21 protein-coding genes and 1 pseudogene are annotated in these 19,344 nt (G+C 73.3%); 15 read left to right on the top strand and 7 right to left on the bottom strand.

The features are described from left to right. The first annotated feature begins 45 nt into the window (after positions 1 to 45). Positions 46 to 579 carry a VOC family protein gene (locus tag ACN9MM_RS37285; protein ID WP_426368219.1) on the top strand — a complete coding sequence of 178 codons (534 nt, stop codon included), beginning with the start codon at positions 46 to 48 and terminating at the stop codon, positions 577 to 579. 150 nt (positions 580 to 729) lie between these two features. Then, complete coding sequence (locus ACN9MM_RS37280) at positions 730 to 2,046, top strand: M20 metallopeptidase family protein (protein ID WP_426368218.1); 1,317 nt, start codon at positions 730 to 732, stop codon at positions 2,044 to 2,046. A gap of 23 nt (positions 2,047 to 2,069) precedes the next feature. Here ACN9MM_RS37280 and ACN9MM_RS37275 read toward each other — a convergent pair whose 3' ends face one another. Next, positions 2,070 to 2,969 carry a LysR family transcriptional regulator gene (locus ACN9MM_RS37275; protein WP_426368217.1) on the bottom strand — a complete coding sequence of 300 codons (900 nt, stop codon included), beginning with the start codon at positions 2,967 to 2,969 and terminating at the stop codon, positions 2,070 to 2,072. A 131-nt stretch (positions 2,970 to 3,100) separates the two neighbouring features. Here ACN9MM_RS37275 and ACN9MM_RS37270 point away from each other — a divergent pair, with 131 nt between their 5' ends. From ACN9MM_RS37270 to ACN9MM_RS37260, 3 genes are all read left to right on the top strand, one after another. Beyond that, positions 3,101 to 4,363, top strand: a complete 1,263-nt coding sequence (locus ACN9MM_RS37270) for an MFS transporter (RefSeq protein ID WP_426368216.1) — start codon at positions 3,101 to 3,103, stop codon at positions 4,361 to 4,363. After that, positions 4,363 to 4,680, top strand: coding sequence for a cupin (locus ACN9MM_RS37265; RefSeq protein WP_426368931.1), 318 nt, complete (start codon positions 4,363 to 4,365; stop codon positions 4,678 to 4,680). Before ACN9MM_RS37270 ends, ACN9MM_RS37265 begins: the two co-directional genes overlap by 1 nt. A 65-nt stretch (positions 4,681 to 4,745) precedes the next feature. Next, positions 4,746 to 5,366, top strand: coding sequence for a TOPRIM nucleotidyl transferase/hydrolase domain-containing protein (locus tag ACN9MM_RS37260; protein WP_426368215.1), 621 nt, complete (start codon positions 4,746 to 4,748; stop codon positions 5,364 to 5,366). A 17-nt stretch (positions 5,367 to 5,383) separates the two neighbouring features. On the opposite strand, the pseudogene ACN9MM_RS37255 reads toward ACN9MM_RS37260, so the two are convergent. From ACN9MM_RS37255 to ACN9MM_RS37245, 3 genes and pseudogenes are all read right to left on the bottom strand, one after another. Beyond that, a pseudogene (locus ACN9MM_RS37255) lies at positions 5,384 to 5,884 on the bottom strand (tetratricopeptide repeat protein); the annotation flags it as partial. A 17-nt stretch (positions 5,885 to 5,901) separates the two neighbouring features. Next, entirely contained in the window at positions 5,902 to 6,705 is an 804-nt protein-coding gene (locus tag ACN9MM_RS37250; protein ID WP_426368214.1) for a cache domain-containing protein, read from the bottom strand. Continuing rightward, positions 6,626 to 7,510 (bottom strand): FadR/GntR family transcriptional regulator, encoded by an 885-nt coding sequence (locus tag ACN9MM_RS37245; protein ID WP_426368213.1) that lies wholly within the window; start codon positions 7,508 to 7,510, stop codon positions 6,626 to 6,628. Before ACN9MM_RS37245 ends, ACN9MM_RS37250 begins: the two co-directional genes overlap by 80 nt. 131 nt (positions 7,511 to 7,641) lie before the next feature. On the opposite strand from ACN9MM_RS37245, the gene ACN9MM_RS37240 reads away from it, so the two are divergent. The 5 genes from ACN9MM_RS37240 (at position 7,642) to ACN9MM_RS37220 (ending at position 13,392) form a co-directional block, all read left to right on the top strand. Further along, the gene (locus ACN9MM_RS37240; protein ID WP_426368212.1) at positions 7,642 to 8,679 is read left to right on the top strand and encodes an ABC transporter ATP-binding protein; all 1,038 of its coding nucleotides are present in this window, start codon (positions 7,642 to 7,644) and stop codon (positions 8,677 to 8,679) included. A 120-nt stretch (positions 8,680 to 8,799) separates the two neighbouring features. After that, a complete protein-coding gene (locus ACN9MM_RS37235) occupies positions 8,800 to 9,999 on the top strand; it encodes an ABC transporter substrate-binding protein (RefSeq protein WP_426368211.1) in 1,200 nt (399 codons plus the stop codon). Between the two features lie 10 nt (positions 10,000 to 10,009). Continuing rightward, positions 10,010 to 10,933: an ABC transporter permease gene (locus tag ACN9MM_RS37230; RefSeq protein WP_426368210.1), complete on the top strand. Its 924-nt coding sequence runs from the start codon at positions 10,010 to 10,012 to the stop codon at positions 10,931 to 10,933. A 22-nt stretch (positions 10,934 to 10,955) separates the two neighbouring features. Then, positions 10,956 to 11,771, top strand: a complete 816-nt coding sequence (locus ACN9MM_RS37225; protein WP_426368209.1) for an ABC transporter permease — start codon at positions 10,956 to 10,958, stop codon at positions 11,769 to 11,771. A gap of 235 nt (positions 11,772 to 12,006) precedes the next feature. After that, on the top strand, positions 12,007 to 13,392 hold the full coding sequence (locus tag ACN9MM_RS37220) for a threonine/serine ThrE exporter family protein (protein ID WP_426368208.1): 1,386 nt from the start codon (positions 12,007 to 12,009) through the stop codon (positions 13,390 to 13,392). A gap of 4 nt (positions 13,393 to 13,396) precedes the next feature. Here the strand turns inward: ACN9MM_RS37220 and ACN9MM_RS37215 are convergent, their stop codons facing one another. From ACN9MM_RS37215 to ACN9MM_RS37205, 3 genes are all read right to left on the bottom strand, one after another. Next, positions 13,397 to 13,705 (bottom strand): CU044_2847 family protein, encoded by a 309-nt coding sequence (locus ACN9MM_RS37215; RefSeq protein WP_426368206.1) that lies wholly within the window; start codon positions 13,703 to 13,705, stop codon positions 13,397 to 13,399. Positions 13,706 to 13,736: 31 nt separating this feature from the next. Next, positions 13,737 to 15,107 carry an Ig-like domain-containing protein gene (locus tag ACN9MM_RS37210; RefSeq protein WP_426368205.1) on the bottom strand — a complete coding sequence of 457 codons (1,371 nt, stop codon included), beginning with the start codon at positions 15,105 to 15,107 and terminating at the stop codon, positions 13,737 to 13,739. Between the two features lie 202 nt (positions 15,108 to 15,309). Continuing rightward, positions 15,310 to 15,795, bottom strand: coding sequence for an SRPBCC family protein (locus ACN9MM_RS37205; RefSeq protein ID WP_426368204.1), 486 nt, complete (start codon positions 15,793 to 15,795; stop codon positions 15,310 to 15,312). Between the two features lie 162 nt (positions 15,796 to 15,957). Here ACN9MM_RS37205 and ACN9MM_RS37200 point away from each other — a divergent pair, with 162 nt between their 5' ends. From ACN9MM_RS37200 to ACN9MM_RS37180, 5 genes are all read left to right on the top strand, one after another. Beyond that, on the top strand, positions 15,958 to 16,548 hold the full coding sequence (locus ACN9MM_RS37200; RefSeq protein WP_426368203.1) for a PadR family transcriptional regulator: 591 nt from the start codon (positions 15,958 to 15,960) through the stop codon (positions 16,546 to 16,548). Positions 16,549 to 16,632: 84 nt separating this feature from the next. Continuing rightward, positions 16,633 to 17,082, top strand: coding sequence for a peroxiredoxin (locus ACN9MM_RS37195; RefSeq protein ID WP_426368202.1), 450 nt, complete (start codon positions 16,633 to 16,635; stop codon positions 17,080 to 17,082). A gap of 349 nt (positions 17,083 to 17,431) precedes the next feature. After that, complete coding sequence (locus ACN9MM_RS37190) at positions 17,432 to 17,827, top strand: SHOCT domain-containing protein (RefSeq protein WP_426368201.1); 396 nt, start codon at positions 17,432 to 17,434, stop codon at positions 17,825 to 17,827. Positions 17,828 to 17,904: 77 nt separating this feature from the next. Then, positions 17,905 to 18,789 carry a hypothetical protein gene (locus ACN9MM_RS37185; protein ID WP_426368200.1) on the top strand — a complete coding sequence of 295 codons (885 nt, stop codon included), beginning with the start codon at positions 17,905 to 17,907 and terminating at the stop codon, positions 18,787 to 18,789. Between the two features lie 36 nt (positions 18,790 to 18,825). Next, positions 18,826 to 19,275 carry an RrF2 family transcriptional regulator gene (locus ACN9MM_RS37180; RefSeq protein WP_426368199.1) on the top strand — a complete coding sequence of 150 codons (450 nt, stop codon included), beginning with the start codon at positions 18,826 to 18,828 and terminating at the stop codon, positions 19,273 to 19,275. Positions 19,276 to 19,344: the final 69 nt, after the last annotated feature.

The raw sequence follows: 19,344 nt of genomic DNA, 5'->3' as shown, positions 1-19,344 counted from the left end.
ACTCCCCTACGGCAACGAGGGCACATCGGCGAAGGGATCAGCGTGATGTCCGAGCACAGCGGCACCGTTCCGAAGGGGTACACGACCGTGGCGCCCTGGGTCGTCACCGACGACACGGGTGCCTTCCTCGACTTCGTCGCCCGGGCGTTCGGGGGTGAGGAGCTGGCCCGGGTGGTCACCGAGGACGGAGCGGTGGGCCACGGTGAGATCCGGGTCGGCGACACCGTCGTGCTGGCCTTCGACCGGCGTGCGGACTGGCCCGTCCTGCCGAGCCTGCTGCGCGTGTTCGTCACCGACGCGGACGAGGCGTTCGCCCGGGCGGCCGCCGCCGGCGCCCGGGTCGTGACCCCTCTCGCCGACGACGCCTTCGGGCAGCGCGGCGGGCGGGTCCGCGACCCCTTCGGCAACATCTGGTGGGTGACCTGCCGCGTCGAGGAGGTCGCGGAGGACGAGATGTGGCGGCGGCTCAAGGACCCGGTGTACGCCGAGACCATGCGGGTCGCGCAGGAGACGCTCGACGCCGAGCTCAGCGGCAGGGACGAGGGACGCAGCAGCGCACCGGTGGGCCCGACCGGCTGACGGGAGTGACGCGGTGGCGCCGACCGCCTGACGGGGTGGTGCCGTGGCCGACCACCCGGCGAGGTGGTGCCGTGGCCCGTTCCGGGTGGCAGTCTGGTCGGGCACGGTTCCCAGGGCCACGGCGTCAGCCGGTACGAGAGGGAGTCCCCGTTGGGCGGCGAGTCGATCCACGGTGAACTGGACGAGCGGGCGGCGAAGGTGTCGGAGCAGGTGGTGGCCTGGCGGCGTCATCTGCACCGGCACCCGGAGCTGTCCAACCGCGAGGTGAACACGGCCCGGCTGGTGGCGGACCACCTGCGCGCCGTGGGCCTCGACGAGGTCCGTACGGGCATCGCGGGCCACGGGGTCGTGGGCGTCCTGCGCGGGGCGGCGCCGGGCGGCGGGCGGGTCGTGGCGCTGCGGGCGGACATGGACGCGCTGCCGGTGAAGGACCTCTGCGGGACGGACTTCGCTTCCGGGGCGGTGGACGCCGACTATCCGGGCGGCCCGTTCCCCGTGTCCCACGCCTGCGGGCACGACTGCCACACGGCGATGCTGATGGGTGCGGCAACGGTGCTCGCAGGGGTCCGCGACCGGCTCCCCGGCACGGTCCTGTTCGTCTTCCAGCCCGCCGAGGAGGGCCCGCCGGTGACGGAGGAGGGCGGGGCGCGGGCGATGGTCGAGGCGGGCGCCTTCGCGGACCCGGTGCCGACGATGGCCTTCGGCATGCACGTGACGCCGTATCCGAAGGGGTACGTGGGGTACAGGACCGGCAATCAGTACGGTGCCTCCACCCTGGTCCGCGTCGTCGTCACGGGGAAGCAGGTGCACGGCTCCACCCCATGGCAGGGGGTCGATCCGATGCCGGCGGTGGGCGCGGTCCTCACCGGCATCGGCCAGCTCTACCGGCAGGTCTCGGCGTTCGACCCGGTCACCGTGACGATTGGACACGTCGAGGACGTGGGCCGCTTCAACATCATCGGCGAGACGGTGACCCTGTGGGGCACGGTCCGCTGCGTCGTGGAGTCCGACATGGCCGAGGTGCAGCGCCGTCTGACGGCGCTGGCCGAGCACTCGGCGGCGGCGTTCGGCGCGACGGCCACGGTGGAGTACCTGCAGCCCGTGCCGCCCGTGCACAACAGCGGGCCCTGGGTGGCGGCGGGACTGCCCACCCTCCGGCGGGTCGTCGGCGCGGACCGCGTGGTGGAGACGGGGGCGACGCTCGGGTACGACGACGTCTCGGAGTTCATCAACCGGTTCGGCGGCCTGTACGTGATGCTCGGCGTCCAGGACGCCACGCTGGACGCGGCCGGGCGGCCGGTACCGGTGGAGGGCGGGCGCGGCCTGGTCACCAACCACAACCCGCGCTTCTACGCGGACGACGACACCCTCGTCACGGGCGTACGCCTCCACGCGCACGTGGCCCACGACCACCTCGCGGGTTCCCTGGTGGGCGTCGGCCGCGCCCGCCGGCAGGGCGCCCGGTAGGCGCGTCACCCAGGGAGGCCGGCTCAGGGGCCGGGCGTCTCCGCGCACGCGCCGACCGCCGTCACGAAGGCCCTGAGCAGAGCCGAGTCGGAGGCGGTGGGCCACACGAGGCCGTACTCCAGGGGCGGGACGTCACGCAGGGGGACGTAGGCGATGCCGGGGCGGGGGTGGTACCGGGCGCCGCGAGCCGCGCCGGGGGAGGCGCCCCGGCCGGCCGTCACATGTGAGAGGACCTCCTGCCAGGTGGCGGCCGCCGGTCCCCGGCCGACGGGGGCGCCGGACGGTGTGCGGCGGGGGTAGTGGTGGTCGGCCCAGTAGCCGGGGACGGCGCCGCCGGGGGCGATCAGGTCGAGGCCCGCGAGGTCCTCCGGGCCGAGGGAGGCACGACCGGCCAGCGGGTGGCCGGCGGGCAGGAGCAGGACCCGCTCGTCGGTGACGAGGACGGGACCGGTGGTGAGGTCCGGTTCGCGCACGGGAAGGGCGGCGCACTGGATGTCGAGCGTCCCGTCCCGGAGGAGGCGGACTCCGCCGTCGAGGGGAACCTCGTGGACGGTGATCTCACAGCCGGGGTGGAGGGCGATCAGGGTGTCGGCGGCGGCCGTGAGCAGTTCGCCGCCCCAGGGGGTGCCGAAGCCGACGCGCAGCCGGCCGTGGACGCCGCGCCCCGCGGCGGTGGCGCGTTCGAGAGCGGCCCCCATCTGCCGGTACGCGGGCAGGAGGTCCTCGTACAGGGCGCGGCCGACGGGTGTGAGCCGGACGCTGCGGCTGGTGCGGGCGAAGAGCGGGGTGCCGACGCGCCGCTCCAGCTTCTTCACGGTCTGGCTGATCCGGCCGGTGGAGACACCGAGGCGCTCGGCGGTGCGCCCGAAGTGGAGCTCTTCGGCGAGCGTGAGGAACGCCTCCAGTTCGTACCGTTCGAGCACGGCCCCGCCCTTCCCCGTATCCGCTGATCGTTGAGCGTGACTCAACGCCGGTTTCATGATGACATCTTGATCCGCCCGGGCCGCGGCGAGGAGCCTTGAGGCGTCCCCCTCCCTCGTACGGAAGAGACTCCGTGGCCCCACGCCCCCTTGCCCCCGCCGCTCCCGACCGGCCCCTGAACGTCCCGCTCCTCGCCGTCGCGGGGGCCGTCACCGTCGCCAACATCTACTTCCCGCAACCGCTGCTCGCCGCCGTGGCACACGGCCTGGACGTGTCGGAGCGGACCGCGGGACTGATCGCCTCGGCCGCGCAGATCGGCTACGCGCTCGGCATCCTGCTGCTCGTGCCGCTCGCCGACTCCGCGCGGCTGCGCCGCCTCACCTCGGTGCTGCTCGCCCTGACCAGTACCGCCCTCCTCGTCGCCGCGGCGGCACCCGACGTCCTCACCCTCACGCTGGCGACGCTCGCGCTCTCCACCACCACCGTGCTGCCTCAGATCCTCACCCCGGTGGCGGCGGTGCTCGCCGGACCCGGCAGGCGGGGCCGGGTCGTGGGCCTGGTGGGCCTCGGCCTCACCCTCGGCTCGACCCTGTCCCGTACGGTGTCGGGCGCCGTCACCGACGCGACCGGGAGCTGGCGGATCGCCTACGGGGTCGCCGCCGTGGCCACGGCGGCGCTGCTCCTGGTCCTGCCCCGCCGGCTGCCCGAACGTCTCGGGCAGCCGGGGCACACCTCCTACGCCGGGCTCCTGGCCGGGCTTCCCCGGCTCCTCGCGGTCCATCGCGAGCTGCGGATCTCCGCGCTGGTCGGCGCGTGCGTCTTCGCCGCGTTCAGCGTCTTCTGGTCCGTCCTCGCCTTCCACCTTGCGGCCCCGCCGCTCGGGTACGGGCCGGGGGCGGCGGGTCTCTTCGGGCTGCTGACCCTGCCGGCGGCGCTGCTGTCGGCGGCGGCCGGGCCGCTGGCCGACCGGTACGGGGCCTCGGCGGTGAACGTCGGAAGTCTCGTCTGCGCGGGGCTCGGCCTCGCTCTCGCGGGGCTCGCCCCGTCCTCCCCCGCGGCCCTGGTGGCCGGGGCGAACCTCCTGGTGGTCGGGGTCAGCTCGTGCCAGGTGGCCAACCAGGCGCGGATCTTCGGGATCGGCCGGACGGTGGCGGCCCGCGTCAACACGGTCTTCATGCTCGCCACGTTCGCCGGCGGGGCGCTCGGCTCCCTCGCCGGGTCCTGGCTGTACGCGGCGCACGGCTGGCCGGCCGCGCTGCTCGCGGCGGGGGCGTGCGTCGCGGTGGCCGGGCTCGCGGTGGTGGTCGCGGCACGACCGGTGGCCCCGAGTTGCGTCCGGGACGTCACACGGGAGGCTGGGGGTATCCGTCCGCGCATCCCGCAGGGAGAGTCATGATGCTGGACCTCACCGCCCTCGCCGACGAGCACATGGCCGCGGCCCGTGCGGCACCGCACGGGCGCAGCGCCCACCGGATCATGCACGACGGGATGCTGCGGCAGACCGTCATCGCCCTCACGTCGGGCACCTCCCTGGACGAGCACAACGCGCCCCCGGCCGCGAGCCTCCAGGTGCTGCGGGGCCGGGTGAACCTGACGGCGGCGGGATGGGCGGAGGAGCTGCCGGCGGGCACGCTGCGGATGATCCCGAAGGAACGGCACGGGCTGACGGCCCTGGAGGACGCGGTGGTGCTGCTGACCGCCGTGAACGACTAGGCGGGAGCCGGCGGGGACGCGAATATTCGATGCCGTGCCGGGCCGTGGCCGGGCAGACTCGCCCCATGGCAGACACGAGGGCGTTCCAGGACGAGATGAGCCGCTGGGCGGCGGGCGGCAGCGGCGGGGAGACGGCCAGGGACCTGGCCGTGGGCCTGGGCTTGCGGACGGCGGTGCTCCTGGAGGGACCGAGTGACGTCGCGGCCGTCGAGACGCTGGCGGCGATGCACGGCCGGGACCTCGCCGCGGAGGGCGTGTGCGTGGTGTCGATGGGCGGCGCGATGAGCGTCGCCCGGTATGCCGAACTGCTCGGACGGCCCGGTCTCGACCTGCGCCTGACCGGCCTGTGCGACGAACGCGAGCAGGGCTTCTACGAGCGCGGGCTGCGCCGGGCCGGAGCGCCCGACCGGGACTTCTTCGTCTGCGTTTCGGACCTGGAGGACGAGCTCATCCGGACGCTGGGCCCGGCGAGGGTCGAGGAGATCATCCGGGAGGAGGGCGATCTGCGCCCCTGGCAGACCTTCCTGAGCCAGCCCGCCCAGCACGGGCGGCCCCGGCACCAGCAACTGCGTCGCTTCCTCGGCACGAAGAAGGGCCGCAAGATCCGCTACGGCACACTGCTGGTGGAGGCCCTCGGCACCACACCGGCACCGTCACCGCTGGAGGGCCTGCTGGCGGGTCTGTGATCCTCGGCGTCGTCCCGGATCGAGGCGTCGAGGTCTTCCGCGTAGTGCTCGATGGCCTGGCGGTACGCGCGGACGGACGGGTCCTCGCTGGTGGCGGCGAGGAGGCGCAGCAGGAGCCGGACCGACTCGTGATGGTCGCCGGTGTTGTAGAGGGCCATCGCGAGGAACGCGCGGAGCGATCCGTCCTCGGGGAACTCGCCGACGGCGCGGGTCAGGAGGGCGACGGCGTCGTCGTGGCGGCCGAGGATCCGGTACGTGCTCCCGAGGCCGAGGAGGGCGCCGCGACGGTCGTCCGGGGTGAGCCCTCCGGCGCCGAGGGCACGCTCGTAGTGGGGCACGGCCTCCGCCTCCAGGCCGAGGACGTCGTGTGCCCAGGCCGTCTGGTACGCGACCTCCGCGTCGTCCGGCCAGCGGGCGGCGAGCGCGACGAGCAGCTCGCGCGCCTCTTCCCTGTGGCCCTGCTCGCGCAGCTCGACGCCTTCGGCCAGCCGGCGGTTCTTCTCGTCGGGATCGTTCATGGCGCCATCGTCGCAGCTCAGTCGCCGTCCGCCGTGACCAGGACGAGCGGTGTGCCGCCACAGGGGCACAACCTCAGGCCGTCGGCGCGGTGCTCGGTGGGCGGTCCGGCGAGGACGGCGGCGAAGTCGGGGCCCTTGGTGAGCGATCCGGCGAGGTGGGCCGGGTCGGTGGAGGCGGCGACGCGGCCGCGCGCGTTGACGAGCCGGGCCGGGGCGGGAAGCCGCTGGAGCACGGGGAGCACGGCCGCCTCGAAGTGCCGCAGATAGACGTCGGCGGCGGCCACGCCCACGAACCGGCCGCCGAGGTCGACCGGCGCGGAGAGCGTGAGGCTGTACTCGTCGGAGCACAGGTAGTCCACGTAGGGCCCGGCGACGGCCCGGCGCCCGGTCTCGCGGGGCAAGGTGTACCAGTCCCAGTGCGTGTAGTCGGAGTAGGCGGAGTGCTCCGGGTCGAGGTCGAGCAGGAGCGGCCGGACGGCTCCGCCGGGACCCCGCTGCCACCACTCCAACCAGCCGGGTGCGTCGGTCAGGAGGCCCGGCGCGGCGACGAAGCCCACGCCGGAGACGAGGGGGTGCGCGGCGAGCCGGGCACGCAGGCCGGGGCGGAGGGCCGCGAGGTCGGCGGCGACGGGGGCGCGCCCGGACGCGGACACGTCGGTCAGCAGGGCGCCGGTGTCGGAGCCGGTCACGGCGACGGCGGCGAAGACCTCTTCGAGGGCACCCCGGACCCGGCTCACGACCTCATCGACCGGATCCCCGGTCGTCCGGTCCGTGTCGGTGACGGCCCCCGCGGGGCCCGCGAGCCCGGTGCTCCTGCCCATGCGTGTCCTCCTCGGGACGAGGCTCGGTTGCGCGGACGGGGTTGCCGAGGCGCAGCGCGATCAGCCGCCCCACTGACTCCCGTACGCACGTCTCGGCGAGCGTTCTGGCCCGCTCGTCGGCCTCATCCTGCACGGCGGAGATCACGGCGCGGTGACGATCCGACACATCGGCCAGATGCACGGGGTCATCGAGGACGAGGCAGAGGAGCGCGCCCAGGTCCGTCTGCAGGGCGATCTCCTCGCGCGTGAGGCGCGCGGACTGGGCGGCGGCGGCCAGCTCGACGTGGAAGCGGCCGTAGAGCCTGCTGCGGGTCGCCGGGTCGGTGGCGGCGGCGAGTTCCTCGACCGTACGGGTGAGGGGGCGCAGGTCCCCGGGCTGGGTGCGGCGGGCGGCGAGCAGGGCGGCGGCGCCGGAGACGGCCGCCCAGTGGTCGCCGAGGTCGCGGAGTTCCTCGGTGGACCAGTCGGCGAGGCGGGCGCGCAGCCGCTCCTCGGGCGGGTTGTCGGGCAGGGTGACGAAGCTGCCGCCGCCCCGCCCCCTGCGGGTGGTGACGAGTCCCTGCTGCCGCAGGGCCATGAGGGCCTCGCGCAGGGTGACGGTGGAGACGCCGAGCTGCCCGGCGAGTTCGGTCTCGCCGGGCAACTGCTCCCCGTCGGCGAGGAGTCCGAGCTCGATGGCGTCGCCGATGCGGCGGACGACGGTGTCGACCCGGGCGCGGGTGTCGACGGGGGTGAAGACGGCCCTGCGGGCCGCGCCCGTCCCGGCCGCGCTTCCGGCGTCGTCCGGCCTGCCGTTCGGTCTCACGGTTAACCACCTCGCGCGTCGAGCGTTGACTCAGGCTTTACCTTAAAGGGGTCTTGAGATTTGAACTATGACTTCATATGTTTACGCCCACGCCCGAGCAACGCTCCACCGCACCAGAAAGGTTCCCGCCCATGGAGGGAATGGCGATCCGGCTGACGGGACTGCGCAAGACCTACGGCCGGACCGAGGCCGTGGCCGGGGTGGACCTGGAGATCGCCGACGGCGAGTTCTTCTCGATGCTCGGCCCCTCCGGTTCCGGGAAGACGACCGTGCTGCGGATGATCGCGGGCTTCGAGACACCGACCGCCGGCACCGTGGAACTGGCCGGCCGCGACGTCACCCGGCTCGCCCCCTTCGAGCGGGACGTGCACACCGTCTTCCAGGACTACGCGCTCTTCCCGCACATGACGGTCGAACAGAACGTCGCCTACGGCCTCAAGGTCCGCGGCGTGCCCCGCGCCGAGCGCCTCGTGCGCGCCCGGGCCGCCCTCACGCAGGTCGGCCTCGACGGTCTCGGCCGGCGTCGGCCCGTCGAACTCTCCGGCGGCCAGCGCCAGCGGGTCGCCCTCGCCCGCGCACTTGTCGGCCGCCCCCGCGTGCTCCTCCTCGACGAACCCCTCGGCGCACTCGACCTCAAGCTCCGCGAACGGATGCAGGTCGAACTCAAGGCGATCCAGCGCGAGGTCGGCATCACCTTCGTGTTCGTCACCCACGACCAGGAGGAGGCCCTCACGATGAGCGACCGGATCGCCGTCTTCCACCAGGGCCGGATCGAACAGGTCGCCGCCCCAGCCGGGATCTACGAACGCCCCGCGACCCCGTTCGTCGCCGGATTCGTCGGCACCTCCAACCTGCTGAGCGGAGACACCGCACGACGGCTGGTCGGGGCGCCCGGCACGTACAGCATCCGGCCGGAGAAGATCCGGATCCTCTCCGACCACGAGGCGCCCGGCGACCCCGGGCACGCCACCGCCGCCGGCACGGTCGCGGAGGTCGTCTACCTGGGCGACTCCACCCGCTTCCTGGTCGACGTCGACGGCGGCGGCCGGCTCACCGCGCTCCAGCAGAACCTGGAGACCTCCTCCGCCGACCTCGCCGCCTTCAGGGGCGCCCGGATCGGCCTCCAGTGGCACCCGAGCCACGCCGTACGGGTCCCTGAGACTCCGTAAGTCCCGGAGAGCCCGCAAGTCCCGAAGACCTCGCAAGGCCCGGAGACCCGTACGTCCCGAAGACCTCGTAAGCGACCAGGCCCCTCCCCCGTCCCGTCCCCTCACGCATCGGAGAACCACGTGCGCCCGCACCGCTCCCTCCTGACCGCAGCCGCCCTCTCCGGGCTGCTCCTCGTCACCGCCTGCGGATCGGCCGACCCGGCGGGTTCCGGAAAGTCCGGCGGGCTCAACCCGCCCGACCTGAAGGCGCCGACCGCGCTCGGCAAGACCGAGGGCGAGGTCGATCTGATCGCCTGGGCCGGATACGTCGAGGACGGCTCCAACGACCCGAAGGTCGACTGGGTCAGCGCCTTCGAGAAGCAGACCGGCTGCCAGGTCAACACCAAGACGGCCGCGACCTCCGACGAGATGGTCTCGCTGATGAAGACCGGCGCGTACGACGCCGTCTCGGCCTCCGGCGACGCCTCCCTCCGCCTGATCGCCTCCGGCGACGCCGCCCCCGTGAACACCTCGCTCGTGCCGAACTACGCCGACGTGTTCGCCGGGCTCAAGAACAAGGAGTGGAACTCCGTCAAGGGCGTCGCCTACGGCATCCCGCACGGCCGCGGCGCCAACCTCCTCATGTACGACACGGACAAGGTGAAGCCCGCCCCCGACTCCTGGTCCGCCGTCTTCGACAAGGCCTCGGCGCACAGCGGCAGGGTCACCGCCTACGACTCCCCGATCTACCTCGCGGACGCGGCCCTGTACCTCAAGGCCACCAAGCCCGAGCTGGGGATCGAGAGCCCGTACGCCCTCGACCAGAAGCAGTTCGACGCCTCCGTCGCCCTGCTCAAGGAGCAGAACGCGCACATCGGCGAGTACTGGAGCGACTACCTCAAGGAGATCTCCGCCTTCAAGAGCGGCGACTCGGTCGTCGGCACCAGCTGGCAGGTGATCGCCAACCTCTCCCGGGCCGAGGGCGCGAAGGTCGAGGCGGTCCTGCCGAAGGAGGGCTCCACCGGCTGGTCCGACACCTGGATGGTCTCGGCGAAGGCCAAGCACCCCGCCTGCGCCTACAAGTGGCTCGACTGGATCGTCTCGCCGAAGACCAACGCGCAGGTCGCCGAGTACTTCGGCGAGGCCCCGGCCAACGCGAAGTCGTGCGCCGAGACCGCCGACAAGAACCACTGCGCCGTCTTCCACGCCGCCGACGAGGCGTACTGGAAGCGGGTCCACTTCTGGACCACGCCCATCGAGCAGTGCCTGGACGGGCGGACGGACACGCGCTGCGTCCCGTACGCCAAGTGGGTCCAGGCCTGGACCGAGATCAAGGGCTGACCCCGGCGCCATGACCGCACTCTCCCCCGGACTCTCCCCCGAGTCCGCGACCCGGGCCGCCGACCCCGGCCGGAGCGCCGTCCGGCGGTTCGCCGGGGCCCTGCACCGGCGGCCCCGGCTGCGCCTGGCGGCCCTGCTCACGGCCCCGCTGCTGTGGCTGGTCCTCGCCTACCTCGGCTCCCTCGCGGCGCTGTTCCTCTCCGCCTTCTGGTCGACCGACACCTTCACCTCCGAGGTCGTCCGGATCTGGACCTCGCAGAACTTCGAGGAGCTCGTCACCTCCCCCGTCTACCGGACGGTCGCCCTGCGCACGATCGGCGTCGCGGTCGCCGTGACCGCGCTCTGCGCCGTCATCGCCTTCCCGATCGCCTTCTACACCGCGCGGGTCGCGCGACCGCGCCGCCGGCCGCTCTTCGTGGTGGCGATGCTGATGCCGCTGTGGGCGGGCTACCTCGTGAAGGTGTACGCGTGGCGGCTGATCCTCTCCGAAGGGGGGCCGCTGGACTGGGCGCTGCGGCCGTTCGGTCTGAGCGGACCGGGGTACGGGCTCACGGCGACGGTGCTCGTCCTCACGTACCTGTGGTTGCCGTACATGGTGCTGCCGATCCACACCGCGCTCGCCCAGCTCCCCGACAGCCTGCTGCACGCCTCGGCGGACCTCGGAGCGAGGACCTGGCGGACGTTCGTCTCGGTGGTGCTGCCGCTGGTGTGGCCGGCGGTGGCCGCCGGGTCCGTCTTCACCTTCTCCCTCAGCCTCGGCGACTACATCACCGTGCAGATCGTCGGCGGCAAGACCCAGCTGATCGGCAACCTCGTCTACTCCAACGTCACCCTGAACCTGCCGCTGGCGGCCGCGCTCGGCACCGTGCCGGTCGCCGTCATCGTGGTGTACCTGCTCGCGGTGCGGCGCTCCGGTGCGCTGCGCAGCCTGTGACCGGCCGGAAGGACCGCGACCGATGAACCTCTCCCGACCCGCGCGGATCGCGCTGCGCACCGCCGCCGGTCTCGGCTTCGCGGCGATCTACCTGCCGCTGCTGCTCGTCCTGCTCGGCTCGCTCAACCCGGACCGCTCGGCGAGCTGGCCGCCGCCGGGTCTCACGCTCGACTGGTGGGCGGCGGCCTGGGACAACGAGGGCGCCCGCGCGGCGCTGTGGACCTCGGTCCGGGCCGGTGTCGCGGCGACGGCGGTCGCGCTCGTCCTGGGCACGCTCATCGCCTTCGCGGTGCAGCGGTACTCCTTCTTCGGACGCGAGGCCGTCTCCTTCGCGGTGGTGCTGCCGATCGCGCTGCCCGGCATCGTCACGGGCATCGCGCTCAACTCGGCCTTCGGGACGGTCCTGGAACCCCTCGGCGTGGGGCTCGGGATGTTCACGGTGGTCGTCGGCCACGCCACCTTCTGCATCGTGGTCGTCTTCAACAACGTGGTGGCGCGGCTGCGACGGCTGCCCGGCTCGTACGAGGAGGCGGCGATGGACCTCGGGGCGCACACCTTCCGCGTCTTCTGGGACATCACCTTCCCGCTGCTGCGCTCGGCACTGCTCGCGGGCGGGCTGCTCGCCTTCGCGCTGTCCTTCGACGAGATCGTGGTGACGACCTTCACGGCGGGACCCGGGGTGCAGACCCTGCCGGTGTGGATCTTCAACAACATGACCCGCCCCCAGCAGGCGCCCGTGGTGAACGTGGTGGCGGCGGCGCTCGTCCTGCTCTCGGTGGTCCCCATCTACGCGGCGCAGCGGCTCTCCTCGGACACGCAGGGCGGCGGGCGGGTGTGAGTGGCGGCGGGACAGCGGCGGATAGCGGGGCGGTTCCAGTCGCAGGCCGGGGACAGCGGCGGGTGGCGGGGCGGCGCAGGCGCAGGCCCGGGACAGCGACGGGTGGCGGGGCGGCGCAGGCGCAGGCGCAGGCCCGGGGCCGCGGCGGGGCGGTTCCAGGCGCGGGAGTGCCAGGACGGCGGCACCGCTCCTGTCCTGCTAGTTTTCCCGAATGCGGCTTTCGCCCCGTCTTGACATGCGTGCCCTCGCCCGGCGGGCCGCCGCGCTGCGGCCACGCCGGCGCGGCGGGGGCACCGTCACCGTGCCGGAGGCCGAGAGCGCCGGCCGCGAACGGCTGCGGGACCTGGCCGCGTTGCTGTGCGAGCTCGGCGCCGAACTGCTGCGCGCCGGGGACCGGACCGCCGAGGTGGAGCGGGTGCTGCACGACGTGGCCGCCCGCTACGGGATGCGGGTGCGCTCCTTCGTGGTCCCCACGGGCCTCTTCGTACGGGTCGGCGGCGGCCCCGACGGGCGGGGCGGCGAGCTGGACTTCGCCCCGGTCGAAGGCCCCGCCCTCCGCCTCGACCAGGTGGAGGCGCTGCAGTCGCTGGTCGAGCGGATGCGGACGGAGGAGGTGCCGTTCGAGGACGCGCGGCAGGCCCTGCGGGAGGTCAGGGAACGGCCCGAGCGCTTCAGCCCGGCCGCCACCGTCCTCGGGTACGTGCTCCTCACCGTCGGCCTCGGCGCGATGCGGCACGCGACCGTCCCGGCCGTCGTCGGGTACGCCGTGCTCGGTGCGGGCGTCGGTCTGCTGCGGCTCTTCGGCGACCGGCTCCCGTCGGCCCGCACCGCCCTGCCGGTGATCGCCGCGATCCTGGTCACGGCGGTCTCGCTGCGCTGGGCGGGACCGCTTCTGCACGAGAACCCCACCGTCCTGTACATCCCGCCGCTGATCGCCTTCCTGCCCGGTGCCGCACTGACCCTCGGCGCCATCGAACTCGCCACCGGAGCCGCGCTGTCGGGCATCGCGCGGCTCGCCGGGGCCGTGAACGTCCTGCTGCTCCTGGCCCTCGGCATCCTGGTCGGCACAGAACTCCTGCGGGCCCGTCCGGCGGGCGGGCCCTCGGCCGGGACACTCGGCGCCTGGGCCGCGTGGGCCGGGGTGCTGCTGCTCGGCTTCGGCTTCCTGCTGTACTTCTCCGCCCCGCCGCGCGTCACCGGCTGGCTCCTGGGCGCACTGCTCGTCGAACGTCTCGTGCAGTCGGTGGCATCGGAGTTCGCCGGGCCGACCTTCGGCGCCTTCGCGGCGGGCATGCTCCTACCGCCGATGGCGACCTGGATCGAGCGGCGGTCGCACACGCCGGACCAGGTCGTGTTCCTGCCGTGCTTCTGGCTCCTCGTGCCCGGCGCGGTCGGCCTCACCAGCGTCTCGGAGATCATCGTGCAGGGCGACACGGCGGGCGGTCTCGACAGCCTGGTGACGATGGTCATCACGGTGGCGTCGATCGCCCTGGGCGTCCTGGTGGGCGCCGGGCTCCAGCGGCGGCCCCTGCTGAGCCTCGGCGAACCCGCGCCCACGACGCCCCTGCCGGCCCCTGAGGACGCGGCGACGGAGCCGGCGGGGACGGAGCCCGGCCGCTGACCGGTCAGCGGGGCTGCTTCACCCATTCCAGGGTCACGCGCAGGCTGGCGTTCGCGGTGCCCTGCACGACGAGCGCGGTGAGCCTGCCGGCCTCCAGGCCGAGCTGGCAGCCGAACTCGACGGTCGCGCGGTCCGGGGCCGCCTGCTGGAGCGCCTCGCCGATGCGCCCCGCGAAGGAGGAGAGGGCCTCGGTGACCCCGGAGAGATCGGGGAGACGGTCGCCCAGCCCTTCGAGCTCGGTGCCGGGGCCGATGCTCCGTGTCTCCACGAAGATCGTCGCCTCCCCGGCCTCGACCTTGGTGATGTCCTGCATCGAAACTCCCTGGGGTCGGAGGGGCAGAGGGTCAGAGGGTCGGGCTGAGGCCGCCCGCGACAGACCTGACATCAGCGCCCGTGGCGTCGGTGATGCGGGTGGTGCCGGTGGTGCCGGTGGTGAGGGCACTGCCCCGGAGCCACTCGGGCCAGCCGAGGTTCCAGTCGCCGAAGCCGTTGTCGAAGGGCGTCATCGGCTCCCCGTACCCGTGGACGACCCGTACGAGGTCCCCCTCGCGCACCGTCCGGAAGAGCCAGGCGGCGTCCTCGGTGCTCATCCCCGTGCAGCCGTGGCTGACGTCCTCGCTGCCCTGGGAGTCGAGCGACCAGGGCGCGGCGTGCAGGTACTCGCCGCTCCACGTCACCCGGGTGGCCCAGCGGACCTTGAGGTCGTAGAAGTCCTTGCTGGCCTTGGTGATGCCGATGGAGTCGCCGCGCATGCGGACGAGGGGTTCCTTGCCGAGGACGACCTTGATGCCGCTCCGGGTGCGGTACCCGGCCTTGCCGGTGGTGACCGGGAGCGCGCGCAGGAGTTCCCCGTCGCGGAACACGGTCATCTCGTGCGCGGAGACGTCGGTGACGGCCTCGATCCTGGGCCCGGTGGTGAAGGTGAGGGGGCGTGAGGGGCCTCCGTACAGGCCGCCACCGATCCGGGCGCCGTCGAGCCCGCTGTGGACGCGGACCGTGGCGCGGGCGGGCCAGTACGTGCGGGGCCGGTAGTGGAGGGTGCTGTCGTCGACCCAGTGCCAGGCGCCCTCGACGTGGGGCTCGGCCCGGACGTCGAGCGCGCGTTCCACGGCGCGACGGGCGCCCTCCGGCACGGGTCGGCTGAGCTCGGCGGTGACCGGCCGGCCCACCCCGTACCTGCCGCCGTCCTCCGGTCCGAAGGTGACGGTGAGCCGCTCCCCGGCCGGGACCGGGGCGGTCCGGAAGTCGAGGCGGGCGCGGCGCGGGCTGCCGGGCCGCACCCCGTCGACGACGAGCCGGGCCGCGTAGCGGGCGCCGGCCGGCAGTGGGGCGGCGCTGGTCCACCGGGTGTGGTCCGCGCTCTGCGCTCCGGCGATCCGCCGGCCGCGCTGGTCGGTGACGGTGACGTCGGCGAGCGCTCCGGGGGTGCGGAGCACGAGCTCCACGGGCCCGGAGGCCTTCGGGTCCAGCGTGAACGGGCGGCCCGTCAGGACGCGGTCGCCGCCGAGCACGACGGCGTGGGCCGGGGCGGAGCACAGGCCGTCGGCGGCGGCGCAGCCGTCCACCGAGACGACGGCGCCGACGTCCAGGGCCGCGGCGCCCCACTGCTCGCGTTCGGCGTCCCGGTCCGGGGACTGGGCGGCCGTGCTGACGAGAACGGCACCGACGGCCAGGGAGAGCGCCCCCCACCCTCGTGCGTATCGGCGTGACGACACGTCGGACACCCTCCCCTTCTCCTTCGGTGGGGTCGGCGGACGGTGCCGACCCCCGCATCAAAACGGATGAGAGGAGGATCAGATGATCAAGGCGCCGGGCGTGGCGGCGGAGTCGGGGGCGAGACGACTCGAATGGGCCAGCGGAGCGGCCGGACGGGTCCGGCCCACGGTTCGAACGGGGCCGGCGGGCGGCTCGAACGCGTCAGCGGGGCGGCTCCGGGAGCTCCTCGCCCGTCTCCAGAAGGGACTTGAGGCTGGAGATCAGCGCGGGCCAGCCCTCGCCGATCAGGCCCTTGATGATGCCGCCGGGCTCCAGGCCACCGTGGGTGACCGTGAGCCTGACGGTGTCGCCGGACGGCTCGATCACGAAGGTCACACGGGAGCGCGGCTCACGGGCGAGGCGCTCGTACGCCTCCTGTTCGAGACGGACGGCGTCCGCCCAGTCCTTGGTGAAGGTGTGCCAGGTGTACGAGAGGAGGCGGCCGGGCCTGGCCTCGAGGACCACCTGATCCGGGTCCACGGTCCTGCGGCCGTTCTCGTCCCAGACCATCGACGCGCCCGGGGTCCACGTCGTCTCGAAGGACACGCCCCAGTAGCGGCGGGTGAGCTCCGGCTCGGTGAGGGCCTGCCACAGCTCATCGGGGGTGGTCCGGATGTAGGTGGTGTAGACGAACGTGTCACTGTCCATCGCGCTGCCCCTCGGATCTGCTCCCCCGCGGCCTGCCCCCCTCCAGCCTAGGCGGCCGCCGGACGGACGTGCCAGCGAAGGGCGGCCGTCCGGCGCCGACGCATGCCGCACCGGTTGAATAGGTGCGGAGGAAACTATTAAACGTGCTGCTAGCGTGTCCGGATGTCCCTCAAGCACGCCGTCCTCGCAGCTCTCCTGGAGGGCGAGGCCTCCGGATACGACCTGGCCAAGATCTTCGACGTGTCCGTCGCCAACTTCTGGGCCGCCACCCCGCAGCAGCTCTACCGCGAGCTGGAGCGGCTCGCCGATGCCGGTCTGATCACGGCCCGCGTGGTGGAGCAGGAACGGCGCCCCAACAAACGGATGTTCAGCCTCACGGAGCCGGGCCGGCAGGATCTGGTCGCCTACACGTCGGCGCCGCCGCGTCCCAGCGCCGTCCGTGACGAACTGCTGGTCCAGGTGCAGGCCTGCGACGAGGGCGACACCGAGGCCGTCCGTGGGTTCGTCGCCCAGCGGATGGAGACGGCCCGGGCGAAGCTGGCCCGATACGACCGGCTGCGGGAGTGGATGCTCGACGGACGGGACGAGGACACGTACCTGGGCGAGGCGGACCGCATCGGTCCCTACCTCACGCTGATGCGCGGGCGGTTCTTCGAGGAGGAGAACCTGCGCTGGGGCGAGCGGACCCTCGCGGTGCTCGACCGGCGCGCCGCCGCACGCGGAGCGGCCCCGGAGGCGGCACGCCGGGGGTGACGCCGGTCCTACCGTGCGGTAACGTCACCGGCCGGCCGCCGGAGCACCGGCGGCGCCACGGGAACGGATCGGGGCGGGCCTGAAATGAACGTCGGTGACCTCGTCGAGGACTTCACCCTTCCGGACGAGACGGGCGCCCCGCGCTCGCTGACCGGCCTGCTGACCGAAGGCCCGGTCGTCCTCTTCTTCTACCCGGCGGCCCTCACCCCGGGCTGCACGGCCGAGGCCTGTCACTTCCGTGACCTCGCCGCCGAGTTCCGCGCCGTCGGGGCCCTGCCGGTCGGCATCAGCTCCGACGCGGTGGAGCGGCAGCAGGAGTTCGCCGAGCGGCACTCGCTCGGCTACCCCCTGCTGTCCGACCCGGACGGCGCCATAAGGGAGCGGTTCGGTGTGAAGCGCGGGTTCTCGCTGGCGCCGACGAAGCGCGTCACCTTCGTGATCGGCAAGGACCGGCGGGTCCGGGAGGTCGTCCGCAGCGAACTGCGGATGAGCGCCCACGCGGACCGCGCCCTGGCTGCGCTGCGCGACGCCTGACCCGGGCGGAGCGCTCGGACACCGAACGGCCCGGTCCTGACGGCAGCGCGCCCGGACACGGAGCCCGGGCACGGGCCACGACGGACTCGCACGCGGCGCCGGCGGAGGGGCCGCCGGCCTCGCGGATCGCGTTCAGCCGCCCGCGCGGCCCAGACGTGCTCCACGAGCAGCGCGAGCGCGCACGAACCCGGTTCGAGCGTCTCGCCGCCTCGGCCGCGTCCTCCATCCGAACACGGCGACGTGGGGTTCGCACGCGCAGCCGTCACGAAGTGCGGGCGCCCGGGGGCTGGGTGAGACTCACTCCAACGCCGGGCCCTCCTCGGCCCGCGCGGGAACGGAGTGTGCAGGAATGGACGACTATCCCCTCCTCAACGTGTTCTGGACCATGATGTGGTTCTTCCTCTGGATCATGTGGCTCTTCCTGCTGTTCAAGGTGATCACCGACATCTTCCGGGACCACGACCTCAACGGCTGGGGCAAGGCGGGCTGGCTGATCTTCTGCATCGTGCTCCCCTACCTGGGCGTGCTGGTCTACGTGATCGCGCGCGGCAAGGGCATGAGCCGGCGGGACGTCAAGCAGGCCAAGGAGAGCGAGGCCGCGTTCCAGGACTACATCCGCAAGACCGCGGGAACGCAGGGCGGTGGCAGTGCCACCGAGGAGCTGGCCCGGCTCGCCGACCTCAAGGAGAAGGGCGCCATCTCGGCCGAGGAGTTCGAGAAGGCCAAGGCCAAGGTCCTGTCCTGAGACCGAGGAGGCGGCGGGCCGCGGGCCCGGAGAAGGGCGAGCGCGCTGACGGGCTCACGGGTTCCCTGCTGCGGGAGGTGGCGGCGGAACCCACGAGGCTCCCGGAGGCGCTCGCCTCCTTCGCCCTGCGCCACCTCGGGCCGGGAGCGGGGCCCGCCGTCGCACGCCTCCGCGCCTCTCATCCCGACGCCGACGAGGCGACTCTGCGGTCCCTCGTCATCAACCGCGGACGCCGCCGGGTCGTCGCGGAAGGCGCCTTCGTCGGGGGCCCGTTCCTCGTCTTCATCCCCGTCGCGTTCTGCGGGGCCCTCCTCTCCCAGGTGCGCACGGTGCTCGAACTCGCCGCCACCGAGGGACGGGACCCCGCGGATCCGGAGCGGGCGGCCGAACTCCTCGTCCTGCAGGGGGTGTACGAGGACACCGTGACGGCCCGGGCCGCTCTGGACACCCACGCCGCCGCACCCCGCGCCCGGCCAGGACGGGGACGGACCGCCACGCTCTGGGAGCTGGTCATGCGGATGGCACGGCTCCTGGGACTGCTCACGGCCTCCGGCGAAGAGCAGTCGAGCCGGGTCGCGCGCATCGGTCAGTGGGTACTCGTGGCCTGCGTGTTCCTGGTGGGCCTGGTGGCGCCGCTCGTCTGGCTGCCCTACATGGCCGTCTCGTACAACCGCGCCACGACACGCATGATGGACCGGGCCGTCGTCTTCTACGTCGGTTCGCGCGACCTGCGCGCACCCCGGCGCGTCCGTTTCGACCCGTCCATGGTCGCGGCGGGGCTGCGCGCGACCGCGTCGCTGCTGCTCCCGCTGGTCGGCCTGCTCGTGGTCGCCGCCACGGACACCCGCATCGCGGGCGGCCAGTGGCCGGTGGCCGGCATCGTGCTCACGGCCAGCTGCCTGCTCACGGGCGGCTGGTGGCTGTGGCGCCGCCATAGCCGGCGCCGCGAACCACCCTCTTAATGCGCATACGAAATACCTCTTTGATACGGTCGGATCGTGAGACTGACGAAGTTCACCGACCTGGCGCTGCGTGCCGTGATGCGCCTGGCGGTCACCGCACCGGAGGAGTCCGTCACCACCCGCGAGGTGGCGGAGTCGATGGACGTGCCTTACGCCCACATGGCGAAGGTGGTGACGCGACTCCAGCACCTCGACGTGGTCGAGGCACGGCGCGGCCGTGGCGGCGGGCTGGCCCTGACGGAACTGGGCCGGCGCTCTTCGGTGGGCTGGCTGGCCAGGACCCTGGAGGGCGAGGAGGAGGTCGTCGCCTGCGAGGGCGATCCGCCGTGCCCGCTGCGCACCGCGTGCCGACTGCGCGGAGCGCTGCGCGAGGCGCAGGAGGCCTTCTACCGCGTGCTCGACCCGCTGACCGTGACGGAGCTCGTGTCCTCACCGACCGGTCCGCTGCTCCTGACCCTCGGCCCGCGCCCCACGCACTCCCCCTGACCGCACCCGCCCCCTCCGAGGCATTCCCGCCCCCTTAAACACGAAGATCATCTACCAGATTGAGAGTTC

This window comes from Streptomyces sp. E-08 (assembly GCF_049913095.1).
In the GTDB taxonomy this organism is placed as follows: Bacteria; Actinomycetota; Actinomycetes; order Streptomycetales; family Streptomycetaceae; genus Streptomyces.
This window is presented reverse-complemented; position numbering and strand designations above follow the sequence as displayed.

Bases quoted from the DNA above. Each gene is read 5' to 3' on its own strand.
- ACN9MM_RS37285 (WP_426368219.1), top strand. From the start codon at position 46: ATGTCCGAGCACAGCGGCACCGTTCCGAAGGGGTACACGACCGTGGCG.
- ACN9MM_RS37265 (WP_426368931.1), top strand. From the start codon at position 4,363: ATGCTGGACCTCACCGCCCTCGCCGACGAGCACATGGCCGCGGCCCGT.
- ACN9MM_RS37260 (WP_426368215.1), top strand. From the start codon at position 4,746: ATGGCAGACACGAGGGCGTTCCAGGACGAGATGAGCCGCTGGGCGGCG.
- ACN9MM_RS37250 (WP_426368214.1), bottom strand. From the start codon at position 6,705: ATGGGCAGGAGCACCGGGCTCGCGGGCCCCGCGGGGGCCGTCACCGAC.
- ACN9MM_RS37240 (WP_426368212.1), top strand. From the start codon at position 7,642: ATGGAGGGAATGGCGATCCGGCTGACGGGACTGCGCAAGACCTACGGC.
- ACN9MM_RS37230 (WP_426368210.1), top strand. From the start codon at position 10,010: ATGACCGCACTCTCCCCCGGACTCTCCCCCGAGTCCGCGACCCGGGCC.
- ACN9MM_RS37225 (WP_426368209.1), top strand. From the start codon at position 10,956: ATGAACCTCTCCCGACCCGCGCGGATCGCGCTGCGCACCGCCGCCGGT.
- ACN9MM_RS37220 (WP_426368208.1), top strand. From the start codon at position 12,007: ATGCGTGCCCTCGCCCGGCGGGCCGCCGCGCTGCGGCCACGCCGGCGC.
- ACN9MM_RS37215 (WP_426368206.1), bottom strand. From the start codon at position 13,705: ATGCAGGACATCACCAAGGTCGAGGCCGGGGAGGCGACGATCTTCGTG.
- ACN9MM_RS37205 (WP_426368204.1), bottom strand. From the start codon at position 15,795: ATGGACAGTGACACGTTCGTCTACACCACCTACATCCGGACCACCCCC.
- ACN9MM_RS37200 (WP_426368203.1), top strand. From the start codon at position 15,958: ATGTCCCTCAAGCACGCCGTCCTCGCAGCTCTCCTGGAGGGCGAGGCC.
- ACN9MM_RS37195 (WP_426368202.1), top strand. From the start codon at position 16,633: ATGAACGTCGGTGACCTCGTCGAGGACTTCACCCTTCCGGACGAGACG.
- ACN9MM_RS37190 (WP_426368201.1), top strand. From the start codon at position 17,432: ATGGACGACTATCCCCTCCTCAACGTGTTCTGGACCATGATGTGGTTC.